This is a genomic window from Arthrobacter sp. A2-55 (assembly GCF_025548615.1).
Lineage (GTDB): Bacteria > Actinomycetota > Actinomycetes > Actinomycetales > Micrococcaceae > Specibacter > Specibacter silviterrae.
In genome coordinates, this window is record NZ_JAJLOZ010000084.1 from 1 (window position 1) to 19,283 (window position 19,283).

A 19,283-nucleotide genomic window follows, 5' to 3' on the forward strand; every position below is an offset into this window, starting at 1 on the left:
CGGGCTACGGTGTCGTACGTGTACACCGGCTTGCCGCCAATGAAAACCTTCAGGGCGCGTTGCATGACGTCCAGGGGGTCGCCGCTCCACAGCACCAGGTCCGCGTCCTTGCCAACGGCCAGTGAGCCGATCCGCTCCGCCAGCCCCAGCACCTTGGCCGGGTTCAGGGTAATGGCACGCAGGGCAGTGGCCCGGTCCAGCCCCTCCTTGACGGCGAAGGTGGCCTGGTGGACCAGGAAATTGATCGGCACCACGGGGTGGTCGGTGATGATGGATATTTCCACGCCCGCCGCTGCAAGCTTGCCCGGATTGGCAATGGATCTCCCCCTCAGCTCCGGCTTGGACTTGGTGGTGAACAGCGGGCCGATCAGCACCGGGACGCCGCGCGCCGCCAGGACATCGGCGATGACGTGCGCCTCCGTGCCGTGGTCAATGACCAGCTCGTAGCCGAATTCGTCGGCCAGGCGCAGCGCAGTGGCGACGTCGTCGGTCCGATGGCAATGCTGGCGCCACGGGATTTCGCGGCGCAGCACCATGGCCAGCGCCTCCATCTGCGCGTCGCGTGGGCGCGGTTCGGGCTTCGCCAGCCAGTTCTGGGCCGCCATGAACGCCTGCCGGATCACCAGCGCGGTGCCCAGCCGGGTGGACGGTGTCTTCTTCTTTTCGCCGTACACGTTCTTCGGGTTCTCGCCCAGGGCCGACTTCAGGCCGCTGGGGGAACGCAGCACCATCTCCTCGATGTAGCGCCCGTGCGTGTGCAGCGCCACGGCCAAGCCGCCGATGGGGTTGCCCGAGCCGGGGTTGACGTTCACGGCCGTGATGCCGCCGGCCAGGGCGTCGTCAAAGCCGGGATCGAAAGGGTCGACGGCGTCAATGGCCCGGACCGCCGCCATGACGGGGTCCGTCATCTCGTTGACATCGCTGGTGGACCCCACCTCGCCTTCCGGATGCATGCCCAGGTGCACATGCGCGTCGATGAAGCCAGGCAGCAGCCACTGGCCCGTGGCGTCGAGCACGTCGGCCCCTTCCGGCACCTGCACGGAGGCGCCCAGTGCCAGGATCTTCCCGCCTTCCACCAGCACGGTGCCGTCGAAGGGTTCGCCCTCGATCGGCACCACATGCGCATTGGTGATGGCCAGCACGCGCCTCTTCGCGGCGTCCGCGGCTTCCCGGATGGCAGCGCTGATGGAGGCGGTATTGACGGCCGGCGCGGCCTTTCCCTTCCCGCCGCCCGGCTTCCCGCCCGGCTTGCCACTCTGCTTCCCACCCGGCTGGGCGGGCCGGGCCGGCCTGGTCACGCGGCCCGGGACAAATGCTGGTTTGGGGGTGGGCTGTGTGGGGGTCATGACGGCCTTTCAATGCGTGCGCGGGGTTCGCGTCGGAATCATGGCGGGCCGGTGGGCCCACCCCCAAGCTACCGCGTCCCCGCCGGCCGGGGCCGGATTCCGGCACGTATGCTGGCTTGATGACGCAAAAAATTGCCCTGGTCACCGGCGTGGGCCGCACCGTCGGGATTGGTGCGGGAATCGCCCGGGCGCTCGCCGCCGACGGGTGGGACCTGGTCCTGAACTACTGGCAGCCCTACGACGCGCGCATGCCCTGGGGCGTCCAGCCCGACGACGTTGCCGCCCTGTGTGCCGAGCTCACGGATGCCGGTGCGCGAACCTGGGCCATGCCGGCGGACCTCGCGGACCCGTCCGCCGTCGAACGCTTATTCGTGCAGATCGCACAAGAGGCCGGGCCGCTGGAAGGCATGGTGCTGTCCCACAGCGAGTCGGTGGATTCGGCCATTCTGGACACGACGCCGGAGAGCTTTGAACGCCACTTTGCCGTCAACACCCGCGCCAGCTGGCAGCTCATTGCGGCCTTCGCACGACAGGCCGGGCCGCGCGGCGGCGCCATCGTGGCGCTGACCAGCGACCACACAGCGTTCAACCTGCCGTACGGCGCCTCCAAGGGTGCCCTCGACAGGATTGTCATTGCCGCGGCGAGGGAGCTGGGCGGGCAGGGCATCAGCGCCAACGTGCTCAACCCCGGCCCCGTCGACACCGGCTGGATGAATGAGGCCGTCAGGGCTGAACTGACGGCCCTCCAGCCGGGCGGACGGCTCGGCACGCCCGCGGACGTGGCCCCGACGGTGGCTTTCCTGCTCTCCCCCGGCGGGCACTGGGTGAGCGGGCAGCTGATCAAGGCCGACGGCGGCTTTTCGGCGTAGCCGAGCCCGGGGCCGGGCCCGTAGCTGTGCCCGTGGCCGCAACGGTGCACGGCCCGCAACCACGCGCGATGGCCGTAGTCAGAAAGCCGTCAAGATGATGAGCAGGGGCGTCAAGAAGGCGTAAAAACCGGGGGCACGGCGCCTGCCGGGGTGTGCGATTGACTCAACGATCGAATCACACCCTGAAGGCAGGTCTCCAATGGCACTACTGACGTGGCTCATTTTGGGACTGGTGGGGCTCGCCCTGCTGGTCTACCTTTTCGCCGCCCTGATCCGCCCCGAGAAGTGGTGAGTGACGGCCATGGAGCTGAACCTTTTCTCCTTCATCACCCAGCTGGCCGTGCTGGTGCTGCTACTGGGGGCGGCCCACCAGCCGCTTGGCGCCTACCTGTCCACAACGTTCACCAGCCGCCGCCACCTGGCCCTTGAACGCGGGCTGTACAAGGTGTCCGGTGTCGATGCCCAGGCGGACCAGCACTGGAAGGTCTATGTGCGGTCGCTGCTGGCCTTCAGCGCGCTGTCCATAGTGGTGGTGTTCCTGGGCCAGCTGCTGCAGGGCGTGCTGCCCTTCAACCAGGGACACGGCGCCGTGGATCCGTGGGTCGCACTGAACACGGCCGTCTCCTTCGTCACCAACACCAACTGGCAGACGTACGCGCCGGAGGCAACGCTGGGCTTTGGCGTGCAGATGCTGCTGCTGGCGGTGCAGAACTTCCTCTCCGCCGCCGTCGGGCTGGCCGTGGTGGTGGCCCTGGTCCGCGGGCTGGTCCGCTCCGAGACCCACAATGTGGGCAATTTTTGGGTGGACCTGACCCGGGGCACCTTCCGGGTCCTGCTGCCGCTGGCCACCGTGGCGGCCGTGGTGCTGGTCATTACGGGGGTGGTGCAGAACTGGGGCGGCACGGACATCCACACCCTGGCCTCCCATGCAGCACAAACCGTGCCCGGCGGGCCCGTCGCATCCCAGGAAGCCATCAAGGAGCTGGGCACCAACGGCGGCGGCTATTTCAACGCCAATTCCGCCCACCCCTTCGAAAACCCAAACGCGTTCAGCAGCCTGTTTGAGGTGTTCCTGCTCCTGCTGATCCCGTTTTCGCTGCCGGCCATGTACGGGCGGATGGTGGGGGACAGGCGCCAGGGCTACACCGTGCTGACAGTTATGGTGGCCTTCTGGCTGGTCTCCACGTCCCTGATGGCCTGGGCCGTGGGATCCTACGCCCACACGGGGACCGGCGTGGGGGAGGGGTTTGAGCAACGGCTGGGGGTTGCCCCGAGCGCCATTTTTGCCACGGCCACCACCCTGACCTCCACAGGCGCCGTCAATGTGGCGCACGATTCCCTGCCCCCTCTGGCCGGGGGCCTGGCCATGCTGAACATGATGCTGGGAGAAATCGCGCCCGGCGGCGTGGGCTCGGGCTTGTACGGGCTGCTGGTGCTGGCCGTCGTCGCCGTTTTCATTGGCGGCCTCATGGTGGGCCGGACGCCGGAATTTCTGGGCAAGAAGATTGGCGCCGCGCCCATGAAGCTGGTGGCGGTCTACATTCTCACCACCCCGGTCCTGGCCCTGGCCGGCACCTCGCTCACCGCAGGCATTCCGGCCCTGGCCGCCAATGCACCCGCCTCCGGCCCGCACGGCTTCAGCGAAATCCTCTACGCGTTCACCTCCGCCGCCAACAACAACGGCTCAGCCTTTGGCGGCATCACCACGTCCGGCCCGCCGCTGGCCGCCATGCTGGCTGTAGTCATGCTGCTGGGCCGCTTCATCCCCATGGTGCTGGTGCTGGCGCTGGCCGGAACGCTGGCCAAACAACGCAAGGTCCCGGACACCGCCGGCACCCTGGCCACCCACGGACCCTTGTTCGCCACCCTCCTCGGCGGCGTGTCACTGCTGGTCACCGCCCTCATCTACTTCCCGGCGCTCGCCTTGGGCCCGGCTGCTGAAGGACTCCTGAAATGAACCTCGCCAACACGCTGGCCGCCTTTCCGCTGGCCGTCCGCAAGTTCAACCCCCGCCTGCTGGTCCATTCACCCGTCATGTTCACGGTGTTCATCGGATCCCTGGTGTGCACCCTGGTGAGCATCCAGCAGCTGGTGCAGGGTTCCCCCGTGGCCATTTTTTCCACCCTGGTCACGGTGTGGCTGTGGCTGACGGTGCTGTTTGGCAACCTGTCGGAGGCCATCGCGGAGGGCCGCGGCAAGGCCCAGGCGGACAGCCTGCGGGCCGCGCGCACCTCCGTCATGGCACGACGCCGGCTGGCCGGCCCGGGCGGGCCCGGCACCTTCACCGAGGAGCTGGTGCCGGGCACCGAACTGGCGGTGGGCGACATTGTTGTCTGCGAGGCCGGGGACCTGATCCCGAGCGACGGCGACGTCATCGAAGGCCTGGCCAGCGTGGACGAATCCGCCATCACGGGGGAGTCCGCGCCAGTCATCCGCGAATCCGGCGGCGACAGGAGTTCCGTCACGGGCGGCACCATGGTGCTGTCGGACAAGATCGCCGTCCGCATTACGGCCGCCAGCGGCAAGACGTTCCTGGACCGGATGATCGCGCTGGTTGAAGGCTCCACCCGGCAGCGCACGCCGAATGAAATTGCCCTGAACGTGCTCCTGGCCTCCCTGACCATCGTCTTCGTGGTGTGCGTAATGGCCCTGGCACCGATGGCCAACTTTGCCAACGCACTGCCCACGCCCGTGGTGCTTGTTGCCCTGCTGGTCTGCCTCATCCCCACCACCATCGGCGCCCTGGTGCCGGCCATCGGCATCGCCGGCATGGACCGGCTGATCCAGCGCAACGTGCTGGCCACCTCAGGCCGGGCAGTGGAGACAGCCGGCGACATCACCACCCTGCTGCTCGACAAGACGGGCACCATCACCTACGGCAACCGCCGTGCCGTGGAGTTTGGCCCGGCCGACGGCGTGGCACCCTTCCGCCTCATCGCCGCCGCCCGCCTGTCCTCGCTGGCAGACGAAACCCCCGAGGGGCGCTCCATCGTGGACCTGGCGCTGGAGCAGGGGGACGGCCAGCCGGCCCAGGCTCCGGAGGAACTGTCCGCGGACGTGGAGGTGATCGAGTTCAGCGCAGTGACGCGCATGTCGGGCCTGAACCTGCCCCCCGGGCACCCGGCGAATCCCGGGACCCGCGTCCTGGAGGTGCGCAAGGGTGCCGCTGCCGCCGTCGAGCGGTATGCCTTGGAACGCGGCGGCTTCGTGCCGCAGGAACTCGAGGACAAGGTTGTGGAAATCTCCGCCACCGGCGGCACGCCCCTGCTCGTGGCCACCTTTGACGGCACGAGGGCGCAGGTGCTCGGCGTCATCCACCTGGCCGATGTGGTCAAGCCCGGCATGAAGGAACGGTTTGCCCAGCTGCGGGCCATGGGCATCAGGACCATCATGATCACCGGCGACAACAAGATCACGGCAGGTGCCATTGCGGGGGAGGCCGGAGTGGATGACTTCGTGGCCGAGGCCACCCCGGAGGACAAGCTGGCAGTCATCAAGCGCGAACAGGAGGCGGGGCGGCTGGTGGCCATGACCGGCGACGGCACCAATGACGCCCCTGCGCTCGCGGCGGCGGATGTGGGGGTGGCCATGAACTCGGGCACCAGCGCAGCCAAGGAGGCCGCCAACATGGTGGACCTGGACTCGGACCCCACCAAGTTGATCGACGTGGTGGGGATCGGCAAGCAGCTGCTCATCACCCGCGGATCGCTGACCACGTTTTCGGTGGCCAATGACGTGGCGAAGTACTTCGCCATTGTGCCCGGCCTGTTTGCCGCCACCTTCCCCGGGCTGGGACTGCTGAACATCATGGGGCTCCACTCCCCGGAGAGCGCCATCCTTTCGGCGGTCATCTTCAACGCAATCATCATTGTGCTGCTGGTGCCGCTGGCGCTGCGCGGGGTGAAGTACAGGGCGGTGTCGGCGGCCAAGGCCTTGTCCCGCAACCTGCTCATCTACGGCCTGGGCGGCGTCATTGCCCCGTTCATTGGCATCAAGCTGCTTGACCTTGTGGTCGCCCTCATTCCCACCATCGCCTAAACCATACGGATTGGTCATCGCCATGAACGCCTACGGACGCCAGCTGCTCACCTCGCTGCGGTTCCTCTTCTTCGCCACACTTCTTTTGGGCCTGGCCTACCCCGCGCTGGTCTTCGGCGTCGGGCAGCTCGCAGCGCCCGCCCAAGCCAACGGCTCCATCATCACGGTGTCGGGGCAGCCGGCAGGGTCGTCCCTGCTGGCGCAGCCGGTCACCGGCGACGGGTATTTTTACCCGCGGCCCTCCGCCGTCGGCTGGGACCCTTCGCAATCCTCCGCCTCCAACCTCGGCCCGAACCAGCCCGCCCTGGTGGCGGCCATCGCCAAGAACCGGGCCGCCGTGGCGGCACGGGAGCAGGTGCCCCCGGCCAGCGTCCCGATGGACGCCGTCACGGCCAGCGGCTCCGGGCTGGACCCGGACATCTCCCCGGCCTATGCCGCCCTCCAGGTGCCGCGGGTGGCCCGGGCCAGCGGGCTGGGAGAGGCTGCCGTCAAGGCGCTCGTCGCGGAGCACACCAGCAACGGCTTCCTGGCGTTCCTGGGCCAGCCGGCCGTAAACACCACCACGCTCAACGCCGCGCTGGCAACACTGCGCGCGGGGCACTGACAGCAAACAAATACCGACTGCGACAATGGGACCATGGCACGAGGCATCTTGCGTATTTTCCTGGGGGCTGCCCCCGGCGTGGGCAAAACCTACGCCATGCTGGATGAAGGCCATGCCCAGGCAGCGGCCGGCGTGGACGTGGTGGCCGGAATTGTGCTGGACCACGGCCGCGAGCAGACCCGCGCACAGATGGCGGGGCTCCAGGCCCTGCCCACCCGCACCTTCACCTACCGGGAGGCCGAATTTGAGGAGCTGGACGTGGCGGCCCTGCTGGCGCGGCGCCCCGCACTGGCCCTCGTGGATGAGTACGCGCACTCCAATGTTCCGGGGGCCGGCAATGCCAAGCGCTGGCAGGACGTGGAGGAACTGCTCGCCGCCGGGATCGATGTCTACTCAACCGTGAATGTCCAGCACCTGGCGTCCCTGGGGGATGTGGTGGAGTCCATCACCGGGGTCCGGCAGCAGGAAACGGTGCCCGATGAGGTGGTGCGCCGGGCGGACCAGATTGAGCTGGTGGACATCCCGCCGGAACTGCTGCGCCAGCGCCTGAGTGCGGGCAACGTCTACACGCGGGACAAGGTGGATGCCGCCCTGGCCAACTACTTCCGGCTGGGCAACCTGACGGCACTGCGCGAATTGGCCCTCCTGTGGCTGGCCGACAGGGTGGAGGAAGGCGTGGCGGCCTACCGGCAAAGCCACGGCATTGAGGCAAGCTGGCCCACCCGCGAACGCGTGGTGGTGGGGTTGACCGGCGGGGCGGAAGGCGAGTTCCTGCTGCGCCGGGCGGCCCGCATCCTCAGCCGGGTGAGCGGCGGGGAACTGCTGGCCGTCCACATTCCACGGTCTGACGGCGTTGCCGGGGATGTGCCGCTGGCCTTGGAAAGCCAGCGCCAGCTGGTCACCGACCTGGGCGGCACCTACCACTCCGTGGGCGGCGAGGACCCCGCCCGGGCCCTGCTGGACTTTGCCCGCAGCGTGGGCGCCACCCAAATCGTCATTGGCTCTTCACGGCGCAAGCCCCTGCTGGGGTTCCTGGCCCGGCCGGGCGTGGGCGCCCAGGTGGTACGCGGCGCCGGGGACATGGACGTCCACATGGTGCCGCACCCCCTCGTGGGCAAGGGCCGGACCATGTCAGGCCGGGGAGACCTGAACCGGAAACGCATCCTGGCAGGATTTGCGCTGGCCCTGGTGCTGCCCGTCCTGGTGCAGCTGGCCACAGGCGACCTGAGCCTGCAGCTGACCATGCTCATCCAATTTGCCGCCACCATTGCCGTGGCCCTGCTGGGAGGCCTGTGGCCTGCCGTCGCGGCAGCCGTGTGGAGCAGCCTGCTGCTGAACTTTTACTCCGCTCCGCCCGTAGGCACCCTGAACATCAGCGACCCCCAGAACCTGCTGGCCCTGGCCATCTTCCTGGTGGTCGCCGTGGCGGTGGCACTCGCCGTGGACCAGTCGGCCCGCCGGTCACGGGACGCGGTCAAGGCCGGGGCGGAAGCGGCCACACTTAGCGAACTGGCCCGCGGCATGCTCGCCTCCCAGGACACCGTCCAGGTGTTTCTGGAACAGGTCCGCGAACACTTCGGGATGCGGGCCGTGACGCTCTACAGCGGCTCGGGGCCCGAGATCAGCACGTGGCATGCGGACGCTTCCGTCGGAGAGGATCCGCCGGCAAGCCCTGGCCAGGCCGACAATGTGCAGGAGGTGTCAGGGCGTTGGGTCCTGGGCCTGAGCGGGAGGGTGCTGCCGGCAAGCGACCGCCGCCTGCTGGGGGCCTTCGGCGCCCACCTGATTGCCCTTGAACAACGCCAGGCCCTGACCGCAAGCCAGCGCGAAAACCAGCAGCTGTCCCAGGACAACAAGATCCGCACCTCCGTGCTGCGTGCCGTGTCCCATGACCTGCGGACGCCCCTGGCCGGCATCAAGCTGGCCGTCAGCAGCCTGCGCCAAAGCGACGTCACATTCAGCCCCGCCGATGAGGCGGAGCTGCTCGCCACGATTGAGCACTATTCGGACCGGATGGATGCCCTGGTCGGCAACCTGCTGGACATGTCCCGGCTCAGTGCCGACATGGTCTCCCCGGTGCTGGGCGCAGTCATGTGGCAGGAGGTCCTGCCGGCGGCCCTGCACGGTGTGGCCGCGGGCCGGGTGCGCAGCGAACTGCCCCCCAACATGCCGGCCGTCGAAGCGGACCCCGGCCTGCTGGAGCGTGTCATTGCCAACATTGTCGAAAACGCCGAAAAGTACGCCCCAGACTCGGACATACTGGTGGTGGGCTCGGTCGGGGGCAGCGGCAGTGCCACGGTCAACGGCCGCCCGGCCAGCGAGCTGCGCATCATTGACCACGGCAAGGGCGTGCCGGCCGCCAACGTGGTGGCCATGTTCCGCCCGTTCCAACGGCTCGACGACGTCTCCTACAGCGCCCAGGGCGGCACGGGCGTGGGGCTGGGGCTGGCTGTTGCGAAGGGATTTACTGAAATCATGGAGGGTGTGCTGGAAGCGGAAGAAACGCCCGGCGGCGGGCTGACCATGATTGTGCGGCTTCCCCTGTCCACGGGGGCGGTCCAGCAGCGCACACGGAACGGGACACCGGCATGACCACTGTATTGATAGTCGACGACGAGCCGCAGATCCTGCGTGCCCTCCAAATCAACCTCCACGCCCACGGCTACACCGTGGTTCCCGCACCCAACGGCACCGCAGCGCTGCTGGCCGCACAGACCCACGCGATTGACGTCGTCGTGCTTGACCTTGGCCTGCCGGACATGGACGGGCTGGAGGTGATTGCCGGGCTTCGCGGCTGGACGGAGGTGCCCATCATCGTGCTGACCGCCCGGCATGGTTCCCTGGACGTGGTGGAGGCGCTGGACGCCGGTGCTGACGACTACGTCACCAAGCCGTTTGGCCTGGACGAGCTGTTGGCGCGGCTGCGGGCCGCGTCGCGGCGGGCGGGCGCCCAGGCCGCCGAACCCCTGGTCGAAACGCCTGAATTCACGGTGGACCTGGCCAACAAGCGGGTCACCCGGCGCGGCGAGGCGGTGCGGATGACGCCCACGGAATGGAACGTGCTGGAGCTGCTGGTGCGAAATCCCGGCCGGCTGGTCAGCCAGCAGCAGATACTGTCGGAGGTGTGGGGGCCGGCCTATGCCAAGGAGACCCACTACCTGCGCGTGTACATGGCGCAACTGCGGCGCAAGCTTGAGGCAGATCCCGGCAATCCCGTCCACTTGCTGACCGAGGCCGGCATGGGGTACAGGTTTTCGCCGTAAAGGGCGCAAGAGGGAGGACCAGGCATGAAACTGACGGTATTTGGTGCCAGCGGGAAGGTCGGGCAGGAAATTGTGCGGCAGGCGCTCGCGGCCGGGCACGGCGTGACGGCCGTGGTCCGGGCCCGTTCCCGGCTGCCCATTTCGGGCCAGGACCTGGAGATTGTTGAGGTGCCGGTGCTCGATGACCCGGAGCGCCTCCGTGGTGCTGTGGAGGGACGGGACGCGGTGCTTTCCGCCGTCGGCCCGGGCAGCCGCAAGCAGGCCGGCTCAACGGCGCCGGTCACGCGCACCATCACGGCAGCCATGGGGCTGGCCGGGGTGCGCCGGCTGCTGGTGGTCAGCGCCTCACCGTTGGGACCCGTGCCGGAGGGGCAGCCGTTCCTGCTGCGGACCGTCATCACGCCCATAGTCGACCGCATTTTTCGAGAGAACTATGTCGACCTGCGAATCGTGGAGAGCGAACTGGCCGACAGCGGGCTGGACTGGACGGCGGTTCGCCCGCCGCGCCTGCTGGATACGCCGGCCACGGGCGTCTACCGGACCGCCGTCGAGTCCAACCTGCGTGGCGGCTGGCAGATCAGCCGCGGGGATGTCGCCCACGCCATGCTGGCCATGATCGGCGATCCGGCAACATTTGGACACGGTGTGGGCGTCGCCTACTGACGCTTGGTTGTAGCGTTGACGCATGAGCGAAACCCCTGCCGGCACAGTCCTCGCCCTGTGCCGGGTGCACCAAATGGCCACCACGGACACCGGCTTTGGCGTCACCGCCATTGACAAGCGTCCCGTTGAGGGGCCCGTGGGCGTGCGCAGGTTTGGCGTCTTTGGCGACTTCCAGGGCGACCGTGAGCACCATGGCGGCCCCGACCAGGCCGTGTACGCGTACTCGCAGGAGGATGCAGACTACTGGCGCACCCAGCTGGGCCGGGACATCCCGCCTGGCCTCTTTGGCGAGAACCTGCGCACGGAAGGGGTCCAAACCACCGGCGCCGTCATTGGTCAGCGCTGGCGCATTGGAAAGCACTTGCTGCTGGAGGTGACCTCTCCCCGCGTCCCGTGTGCCACTTTTGCCGAGCGGATCGCGGAGCCGCAGTGGGTCCGGCGCTTCACGGAGGCAGGCCGCGTGGGCTGCTATTTTCGGGTCATCCACAAGGGCAAGGTGCAGGCCGGGGATCCGATTGTTGTGGAGTCCACCCCGGCCCACGGCATCACGGTGGGCAAGTTCTTCTCCGATCCAACCGTGGAGGATGTGCTCACGCTCCAGGCCCTGCACGACGCCGGCGAAATCACCTTGAGCAGGCATTACGACAAGTACTTCCCGCGGATCCTGCAGGCGGCCAAGTAGCTTCGCGGCAGCCGGGCCGGGCGTTTGTGCGCAACCTCACTGGGAGCCATCGACTTTGGGCAGCCCGAATGGGTAAGGTATGCCCTACAATTTAAACATCCCCCACTCCGGTATCTCCTTTTATTTTCTGCCCAATTTTTGAGGCAGGAGCCTGAAGTGTATGGGGCCCGCGGAAATTGCGCGGGCAAGTAGCGTTCATAGGGGATTGCCGGCAAAGAAACGTCACACGGTGTTGGCCTTGGCTGGCACCGGCGGCCGTACCAACGGTGCGCATGTGGCGCGAGATCCTGCCTGGGATACCTGTTGCGGCTGGATTTCGAGTAATGCGGCACCCTCGCCGCCCGGCCCTATGAATGAGGACATTTACCACCATGCCCGAAAATACCACTGACACCGCTTCCGGTTCCGTCACCATCAACAAGGAAGACGCCCCGGAAGTTACTTTTGCCGAACTTGGCATCGACGGCCGCGTGCTGTCCGCCCTGAGCGACGTCGGCTACGAAAAGCCTTCCCCCATCCAGGCCGCCACGATCCCGCTGCTCCTTGAGGGCCGCGACGTGGTGGGCCTTGCCCAGACCGGCACGGGAAAGACGGCCGCCTTCGCGGTTCCGGCCCTGTCCCGCATGGCTGAGCTGATGGACCTCAACGGCCCCACCAAGAACACCCAGATCCTGGTGCTGGCCCCCACCCGCGAGCTTGCCCTGCAGGTTGCCGAAGCGTTCACCGCCTACGCCAAGTACATGGACAACTTCTCCGTTCTGCCCGTCTACGGCGGCTCCGCCTACGGACCCCAGCTGGCCGGCCTGCGCCGCGGCGCCCAGGTGGTTGTCGGCACTCCCGGGCGTGTCATCGACCACCTGTCCAAGGGCTCCCTTGACCTGTCCCACCTGCAGTACCTGGTGCTGGACGAGGCCGACGAGATGCTCCGCATGGGCTTCGCCGAAGATGTTGAGCAGATCCTCTCGCAGACCCCGGATGAGAAGCAGGTTGCCCTGTTCTCCGCCACCATGCCGGGCCAGATCCGCCGCATCTCCAAGCAGTACCTGAACAACCCTGCCGAGGTCACGGTCAAGGCCAAGACCACCACGGGCGCCAACACCCGCCAGCGTTACCTGCAGGTCATGGGCCCGCATAAGCTCGACGCCCTGACGCGTGTGCTTGAAGTTGAAGAGTTCGACGGCGTCATCGCGTTTGTGCGCACCAAGATGGCCACCGAGGAACTGGCTGACAAGCTGAAGTCCCGCGGATTCCAGGCGGCCGCCATCAACGGCGACATCCCGCAGCAGCAGCGCGAGCGGACCATCGAGGGCCTGCGTGACGGACGCTTCGACATCCTGGTGGCCACCGACGTTGCCGCCCGCGGCCTGGACGTGGAGCGCATCTCCCACGTCATCAACTACGACATCCCCCACGACACCGAGTCGTACGTGCACCGCATTGGCCGCACGGGCCGCGCCGGCCGCTCCGGCGACGCGATCCTCTTCATGACCCCGCGGGAAAAGTACCTGCTGCGCGCCATCGAGAAGGCCACCCGCCAGCCGGTGGAGCAGATGCACCTTCCCTCCGCGGAGACCATCAACACCCTGCGCCTGGGCAAGTTTGCCGAGAAGATCACGGAAACCCTGGCCACCAAGGACGTCGCCAAGTTCCGCGACCTGATCGCCAGCTACGAGGAAGAGCACGATGTTCCGGCCTCGGAAATTGCCGCGGCACTGGCTGTCATGGCCCAGGGCGGCCAGCCGCTGTTGGTCAACGACCTCCCGGCGGCCCCGGAATACCAGAAGAAGGAACGCTCCAAGGACGGCTTCGGCTCCCGCGGCCCGACCCGCACCCTGACCGAGGGCAACGCCACCTACCGCATCTCGGTGGGCCGCCGCCAGCGCGTCATGCCCGGCTCCATCGTTGGCGCCATTGCCAATGAAGGCGGGCTTTCCTCGGCCCAAATCGGCGGCATCGACATCCGTTCCGACCACACCCTGGTGGAACTGCCGGCCGAGCTCAGCAAGGACCAGTGGCGCGCGCTAAGCAAGACCCGCATCGGCGGTGAGCTCATCAACCTCGAGCTGGACAAGGGCCGCCGCCCTGCGTCCGCCGGCGCAGGCGCCCCGTACCGTGACCGCAATGACCGCGGCCAGGGCGGCTTCAAGAAGAAGTACGACGGCGGCCAGGGCGGCTACCGCGGAGGCGATCGCGAACGCGGTTCGGACCAGGGCTACGGTGCTGAACGCCAGGGCCACACGGGCCACGGCGGCGGCGACCGCCGTCCCCGCCACGAAGGCGGCGGCCAGAACTACAACAGCAAGGGCAAGTGGTAAACACGCCCACCTCTGCGGCACCCATCGGTGACGTGGTGATGTGAGGCCTCGAAAGGGGGCGGGATGCCGTACGCGGGCATCCCGCCCCCTTTTTGACAGGGTGGCCCAAGCCGGCTGTGACGCATATCATTTTCACCGCGCCGAAGTCCCGGAATCCACGTTCCCGGGCTCGCCGCCAACGGCCCGTTGTGGCCGGTTTTGGGCCGAAAAATGCCTGTACGGACCCTGAAGCAATGCCGAAAATCCGGGGTGGGAACCCTCGATTTCGCATCCTGCAAAACCGCTGGTAAAGTATTTTCTCGTTGCCCCCCTAGCTCAGTGGTAGAGCGCGTTCTTGGTAAGAACGAGGTCACCGGATCGATTCCGGTGGGGGGCTCGCAAATGGGTGGGCTCGTGTCAAGACGGTTTTGGCCGCGGAACACGGGCCAAACCCATTTATGGCGGCGTAGCTCAGTTGGTTAGAGCGCACGACTCATAATCGTGAGGTCGGGAGATCGAGCCTCCCCGCCGCTACAAAAATACGACCCGTAGTCTTAGGCTGAAGAAGCTGAAGGCTGCGGGTTTTTTGTGTTCCGGCACGGCCTTTCGGCAGCGAAGGTTTCCACACGGCGTGGACGGAAGGCAAGGGAGCACCATGAAGAAGGCCATGATCATCGGCGGGCACGGAAAGATCGCCCTGCTGCTTGCCCCGCTGCTCAGGGATGCCGGCTGGGACGTCTCAGGCGTGATCCGCAGCGCGGCCCAGATTGACGATGTAGCCGCGGCGGGCGCCACGCCGGTGGTGCACGACGTCGCTTCCTCCTCCGTGGACCAGCTCGCTGCCCTGGTGGCCGGGCAGGACGCCGTCATCTGGTCAGCGGGCGCCGGGGGCGGCAGCGCCGAACGCACCTACGCGGTGGACCGCGACGCGGCCATCCGCTCCATGGACGCCGCCGAAAAGGCAGGGGTGGGCCGCTACGTCATGGTGTCCTACCTGGGGGCCCGCACCGACCACGGGGTGCCGCCGGGGGACAGCTTCTTCGCCTACGCGGAAGCCAAGGCGGCTGCGGACACGCACCTGCGCGCCATGGGCCTGGCCTGGACCATCCTGGGGCCCGGGGCCCTGACCTCGGACGAAGCCACGGGAACTGTCACCACCACGGTGGATCCGGCCCGCCGCAACACCTCACGCGCCAACGTTGCCTTGGTTGCAGCCGCCGTCCTGGACCGCCCGGACACCGTGCGGCGCACCATCGAGTTCACCGACGGGGACACGTCCGTCGAGCAGGCGCTCAACGCCTGAGTTCCAGCGCCTCCCGCAAGAACGCGGCTCCCCGTCCTGCGTTGAACCCATGCCTGGCCGGCCCCGTTTGTCCTTTCAAGCCCGGCCACCAGGGTTGGGGTACTCACAAGGGACACACCATGAAGAATTTTCGGCTGGCTGTTGGCGCCACGGCGCTGGGGGCCGGCCTGCTGCTCGCGGGCTGCGCAGGGACAACCGCCCAGCCCGCACCGCCGCCGTCGTCGTCCGCGTCGACGGCACCCACCACCGCGAAGGCCATCCCGACCCCGTCGCATTCGGCCAAGCCGGTGCCCAAGCCAGTGAAGCGCCCGGTCGCACCGCTTGCTCCCGTCCCCGCACCGCCGCCTGTCGTCATGCCAGCCCCGCCGCCTGCGGTCATTCCGGCACCGCCGCCTGTCATGCAACAACCGCCAGCGCCGGTCCGCAACGGCGGCGACCACGAAGGCGACAACAACGGCGGGCCCGACGACGGCGACGGCCTCATGTGAACCGCGCCAGTTCCGAATCCAGCTCGCGGAAGCAAGGAATTCGCATGCATTCCCCCTCAGTGCCTCGCGCAACGTTGGCCGCGACCGTTCCCGGAGGCCACCTCCGGTCCGGGCGGCGTCGTCCGGGTTTTCGTGGTTCACGGCGGGCCCGGCGCCTGCCGGCTGGCTCGCCTTGGAACTGCCGGGCCGGGCCGCGGTGCTGGCGTACCCTCCCACAGCGGCCCCTGTGCAAAGCGATTCGGGCACGGTGGCGGCGGAAACCGCCGGTCCGGGCGGGCAGCCGGTACTTTACCTCAATGCCACACCGCAGCAGGGCAGCGAAACCCTGGCCAACTGGCGATCGTTCCGACTGGCCCACCTCAGGGGCGAACACGCTGTGGGCGCCGCCCTTGACGCGTCCGCCGCAGGCCTTGCCTTCCGCGGCGGCACCGGTTCCTGCGTCCTTGACGACTATGTGACCCGCATCGGGGCGCACCATTACCGGGAGATCGCCTGTCTCGTGACCGGCGTCCGCGGCAGCACCGTGATCGTCGCCGCCACACCGGCCGACAGATGGAACGCAGAACGTGGCATTCTCGAGCAGGCGGTGGACTCCTATGATGTCCTGTAGGCATCCGCGAGCGCCGCGATGACGCCGTCTCCCCGAACCCGGCCGGGACGTTCCGGCCAGGGCCAGCACCCTGGCAGCCTGCGCCGCCCGTTCGCCTGGCGTGCGGTCAGCGCAGTCCTGGCTGTTGACGCGGCGCTGTTCCTGGCGACGCTGACGCAGTACGGCTACCACCGGGATGAGCTGTATTTTCGGATCTTGTCCATGCATCCCGCCTGGGGGTACGTGGACCAGTCGCCCCTGACGCCCATGGTGGTCCGTGCCGGGATTTGGGCGTTGGGGGACAACCTTTGGGCGGTTCGCGTCCCGGCGATGCTTTTCGCCTTGGGCGCCGTGGCCCTGACGGCCCTGCTGGCGGCCGAACTTGGGGGCGGCAGCCGCGCCCAGCTCCTGGCCGCAGCCGGCATCAGTTCCACGTTCGTCTTCATTGCCGGACACATCCTGCTGACGGCGTCCCCCGACATGCCGGCCTGGCTGGGCTTCATCCTCTTTGCCTCCAGGGCCCTGCTCAGAAACAGGCCGCGGTGGTGGCTGGCGGCGGGCATCGTGGCGGGGCTGGCGAGCTACAACAAGTGGTTGATTGCGCTGTTGCTCATCGGCTTCCTCGCCGGCCTGCTGCTGTCCGGCCCGCGCAGGGCCCTTGCCGGGCGGTGGCTCTGGGCCGGCGTGCTGGCCGCCGTGGTTGTCGGGGCTCCGAATTTCATTTACCAGCTCACCGCGGGCTGGCCCGAGGTGACGATGGCCGGGGCGCTGGCGAATGACAAGGGCGGCGGCGACAAGGCGTACTTTGTCCCGTTTCAGCTCATACTGCTCGGATTCACCGTTGCACCAATCTGGGTTGCCGGCTTCACGGCACTCTTTCGACGCCGGGAATGGCGTCCGGTGCGGGCATTTGCCTGGGCCTACCCGGCCGTCTGCCTGATCGTTCTCGCCACAGGTGGCCAGCCGTATTACACCTTTGGACTGCTCGCGTTCGCCTACGCCGCCGGATCGGTGGTTGCTGTCCAGTGGGCACGCGACCGGGCCGTGCGGCGGGCCGGCCTTTGGGCCGCCGTCGGGGTTGCGGCTGCCATGGCCGTGGTGGTGGCGCTGCCGGTGATTCCGGCGGCCTCCCTGCCTCCCGTCATCGCCACAGTGAACCAGACTGCCAGGGACTCCGTGGGGTGGCCGGCCTACGTGGCGGAGGTCGCCCGGGTCTATGGTGCGCTGACGCCAGCCGAGAGGGCGCACACCGTGCTGCTGGCCCAAAATTACGGCGAGGCGGGCGCGCTGGACAGATTCGGGCCCGGACTGGGCCTTCCCGCGGTGTTCAGCGGACACAACCAGCTGCACGCCTACGGACCCCCGCCGGCGGCGGCGACCACGGCCATTTCAGTGGGCTTCGACGACCTTTCCGCCGATTTCTCCTCCTGCACGGTGGAAGCCAGGCTGGACAACGGCGAAGGGGTGCAGAACGAGGAACAGGGGCGGGCCGTCATGGTCTGCCGGGGCCTGCGCGCCCCCTGGGCGGCCCTCTGGCCCGGGATGCAGCACTACGGCTGAATTCGGGACTGGGAGCGCTAGGGTGGGAGCGTGGAGCAGCTTGTACTGATCGTCGGACTCTTGTTCGCCACCGTTGTCGCCGTCGGCCTGGGGGACCGCCTCAGGCTGCCGTACCCCGTGCTCATGCTGATCATGGCCGGGGCCATGACGTTCATTCCCGGCTTCCCGGACCTGAGGATCGACCCCGAGCTGATCCTGCCCATCTTCTTGCCGCCGCTGCTTTTTGCCACGGCCCAAAAGAGCTCCTGGTCCGTGTTCCGGATTCGCTGGCGCACCATTGTGCTGCTGGCCGTGGCCCTTGTGGTGGTGTCCACGGCCCTGGTGGCCGGTGCGGCGTGGCTGTTGATCCCCGGCATTGGCGTTCCCGCTGCGCTGGCGCTGGGCGCCATGACCGCGCCGCCGGACCCTGTGGCCGTGGAATCCGTGGCCGGGCGCGTGCACATGCCCCGGCGGCTGGTCACCGTGCTGCAAAGCGAGGGCCTGTTCAACGACGCGGCCGCCATCGTGATCTTCCAAGCGGCAGTGGCCAGCGCCGTCGGCGGGGAGACCTTCGGGCTCGGGGTGGTGGGCAAGTTTGTGCTGGGAGCCGTGCTCGCCGTCGTCGCCGGCATGCTCATGGGCTGGCTGACGGGCCTGATCACCCGGCTCATCACGTCCTCAGTGGCCCGCAGCGCCGTGACCCTGGTGGTGCCGTTTGCCGCGTACATCCTGGCCGAGGAATTCCACGCCTCGGGCGTCATTGCCGTTGTGGTGACCGCGCTGGAAATCAAGCGGCACGCCCGCGCCGAGGACGCCACGGAACGCATTACCCGGGCCGCCTTCTGGGACGTGGTGGAATTGCTCGCGACGGGCCTGGCGTTTGGCCTGGTGGGCTTGGAAGTCCGGGGGGTCGTCAAGGCCGAGGGTGGCGCCATCTGGGGCATGGTTCCCCTGGCGGTTGGCATCAGCGTGCTGGTCATCGCCATCAGGTTCCTCTGGTTTTGGGTGCTCCAGCTGCTTTCCCGCAAGGACCGCGGGGACCTGCCGCCCACCAGCTTCAAGGACGTCGTCATCCTCAGTTGGTGCGGCATGCGGGGGCTCGCCACGCTGGCCCTGGCCCTTGCGCTGCCCGCCGTGCTGCCGTCGGGAGCCCCCTTCCCCGCCCGGCACGAAATTATTGTCATTGCCTGTGCCGTGCTCCTGGCCACCCTGGTCCTGCCGGGGCTGACGCTGCCGTGGCTCATGCGCGTGCTGAAGGCAACGGACGACGGCGTCGAGGAGCGTGAGGCGGCCAAGCTCATGGCCCTGCGCGCCCAGGAAGCTGCCGTGGCGGCCCTGCGCGGCAACGAGGTCATCAGGAACCTGCCGCCGGAAAAGCTGGCCCTGATGAAGGCCAAAATGAAGAAGCTGCACGCCGAGCTGCTCGACGGCGGCCTCCCCGCCGACGATGCCGACGAACGGCGCCGCCGCGGACGGGAGCTGGCCATAGCCGTGCAGACCATTGCGCTCGACGCCGCCCGCCAGGAAGTGCTGACGGCCCGCAATGAGCCGGAGACCGACCCCGAAGTGGCGGACAAGGTGCTCCGCCAGCTGGACCTGCGCACC

At 68.0% G+C, this 19,283-nt stretch carries 16 protein-coding genes and 2 tRNA genes; 17 read left to right on the forward strand and 1 reads right to left on the reverse strand.

Going from position 1 to position 19,283, the window contains the following annotated elements; genetic code table 11:
• Nucleotides 1-1,346 (reverse strand): amidohydrolase (locus LPN03_RS18095; protein ID WP_262455391.1); only part of this gene is annotated, 1,346 nt, incomplete at its 3' end.
• A 119-nt stretch (nt 1,347-1,465) separates the two neighbouring features.
• Here LPN03_RS18095 and LPN03_RS18100 point away from each other — a divergent pair.
• The 17 genes from LPN03_RS18100 to LPN03_RS18180 all read left to right on the forward strand — a co-directional run.
• The gene (locus LPN03_RS18100) at nt 1,466-2,215 is read left to right on the forward strand and encodes an SDR family oxidoreductase (RefSeq protein WP_165182520.1); all 750 of its coding nucleotides are present in this window, start codon (nt 1,466-1,468) and stop codon (nt 2,213-2,215) included.
• A gap of 199 nt (nt 2,216-2,414) precedes the next feature.
• A complete protein-coding gene (gene kdpF / locus LPN03_RS18105; protein WP_165182519.1) occupies nt 2,415-2,507 on the forward strand; it encodes a K(+)-transporting ATPase subunit F in 93 nt (30 codons plus the stop codon).
• 9 nt (nt 2,508-2,516) lie between these two features.
• Complete coding sequence (gene kdpA, locus LPN03_RS18110; protein ID WP_262455400.1) at nt 2,517-4,172, forward strand: potassium-transporting ATPase subunit KdpA; 1,656 nt, start codon at nt 2,517-2,519, stop codon at nt 4,170-4,172.
• On the forward strand, nt 4,169-6,253 hold the full coding sequence (kdpB, locus tag LPN03_RS18115; protein WP_262455392.1) for a potassium-transporting ATPase subunit KdpB: 2,085 nt from the start codon (nt 4,169-4,171) through the stop codon (nt 6,251-6,253). Before kdpA ends, kdpB begins: the two co-directional genes overlap by 4 nt.
• A gap of 22 nt (nt 6,254-6,275) precedes the next feature.
• Nucleotides 6,276-6,857: a potassium-transporting ATPase subunit KdpC gene (gene kdpC / locus LPN03_RS18120; RefSeq protein ID WP_262455393.1), complete on the forward strand. Its 582-nt coding sequence runs from the start codon at nt 6,276-6,278 to the stop codon at nt 6,855-6,857.
• A gap of 33 nt (nt 6,858-6,890) precedes the next feature.
• A complete protein-coding gene (locus tag LPN03_RS18125; RefSeq protein ID WP_165182516.1) occupies nt 6,891-9,449 on the forward strand; it encodes a DUF4118 domain-containing protein in 2,559 nt (852 codons plus the stop codon).
• Entirely contained in the window at nt 9,446-10,120 is a 675-nt protein-coding gene (locus LPN03_RS18130; protein ID WP_165182515.1) for a response regulator, read from the forward strand. Before LPN03_RS18125 ends, LPN03_RS18130 begins: the two co-directional genes overlap by 4 nt.
• A gap of 24 nt (nt 10,121-10,144) precedes the next feature.
• A complete protein-coding gene (locus LPN03_RS18135) occupies nt 10,145-10,783 on the forward strand; it encodes an NAD(P)-dependent oxidoreductase (RefSeq protein ID WP_262455395.1) in 639 nt (212 codons plus the stop codon).
• Nucleotides 10,784-10,805: 22 nt separating this feature from the next.
• On the forward strand, nt 10,806-11,465 hold the full coding sequence (locus LPN03_RS18140; protein ID WP_262455396.1) for an MOSC domain-containing protein: 660 nt from the start codon (nt 10,806-10,808) through the stop codon (nt 11,463-11,465).
• Between the two features lie 371 nt (nt 11,466-11,836).
• Entirely contained in the window at nt 11,837-13,780 is a 1,944-nt protein-coding gene (locus LPN03_RS18145) for a DEAD/DEAH box helicase (protein WP_262455398.1), read from the forward strand.
• Between the two features lie 304 nt (nt 13,781-14,084).
• Nucleotides 14,085-14,156: transfer RNA gene (locus LPN03_RS18150), tRNA-Thr, on the forward strand.
• 63 nt (nt 14,157-14,219) lie between these two features.
• A tRNA-Met gene (locus LPN03_RS18155) sits at nt 14,220-14,293 on the forward strand.
• Nucleotides 14,294-14,414: 121 nt separating this feature from the next.
• The gene (locus LPN03_RS18160) at nt 14,415-15,062 is read left to right on the forward strand and encodes an NAD(P)H-binding protein (protein WP_165182511.1); all 648 of its coding nucleotides are present in this window, start codon (nt 14,415-14,417) and stop codon (nt 15,060-15,062) included.
• 119 nt (nt 15,063-15,181) lie between these two features.
• Nucleotides 15,182-15,550 carry a hypothetical protein gene (locus tag LPN03_RS18165; RefSeq protein ID WP_165182510.1) on the forward strand — a complete coding sequence of 123 codons (369 nt, stop codon included), beginning with the start codon at nt 15,182-15,184 and terminating at the stop codon, nt 15,548-15,550.
• 226 nt (nt 15,551-15,776) lie between these two features.
• Complete coding sequence (locus LPN03_RS18170) at nt 15,777-16,160, forward strand: hypothetical protein (RefSeq protein WP_165182509.1); 384 nt, start codon at nt 15,777-15,779, stop codon at nt 16,158-16,160.
• An 18-nt stretch (nt 16,161-16,178) separates the two neighbouring features.
• Entirely contained in the window at nt 16,179-17,699 is a 1,521-nt protein-coding gene (locus LPN03_RS18175; RefSeq protein ID WP_165182508.1) for a glycosyltransferase family 39 protein, read from the forward strand.
• Nucleotides 17,700-17,729: 30 nt separating this feature from the next.
• The coding region (locus tag LPN03_RS18180; RefSeq protein WP_262455399.1) for a Na+/H+ antiporter at nt 17,730-19,283 on the forward strand (1,554 nt) is incomplete at its 3' end.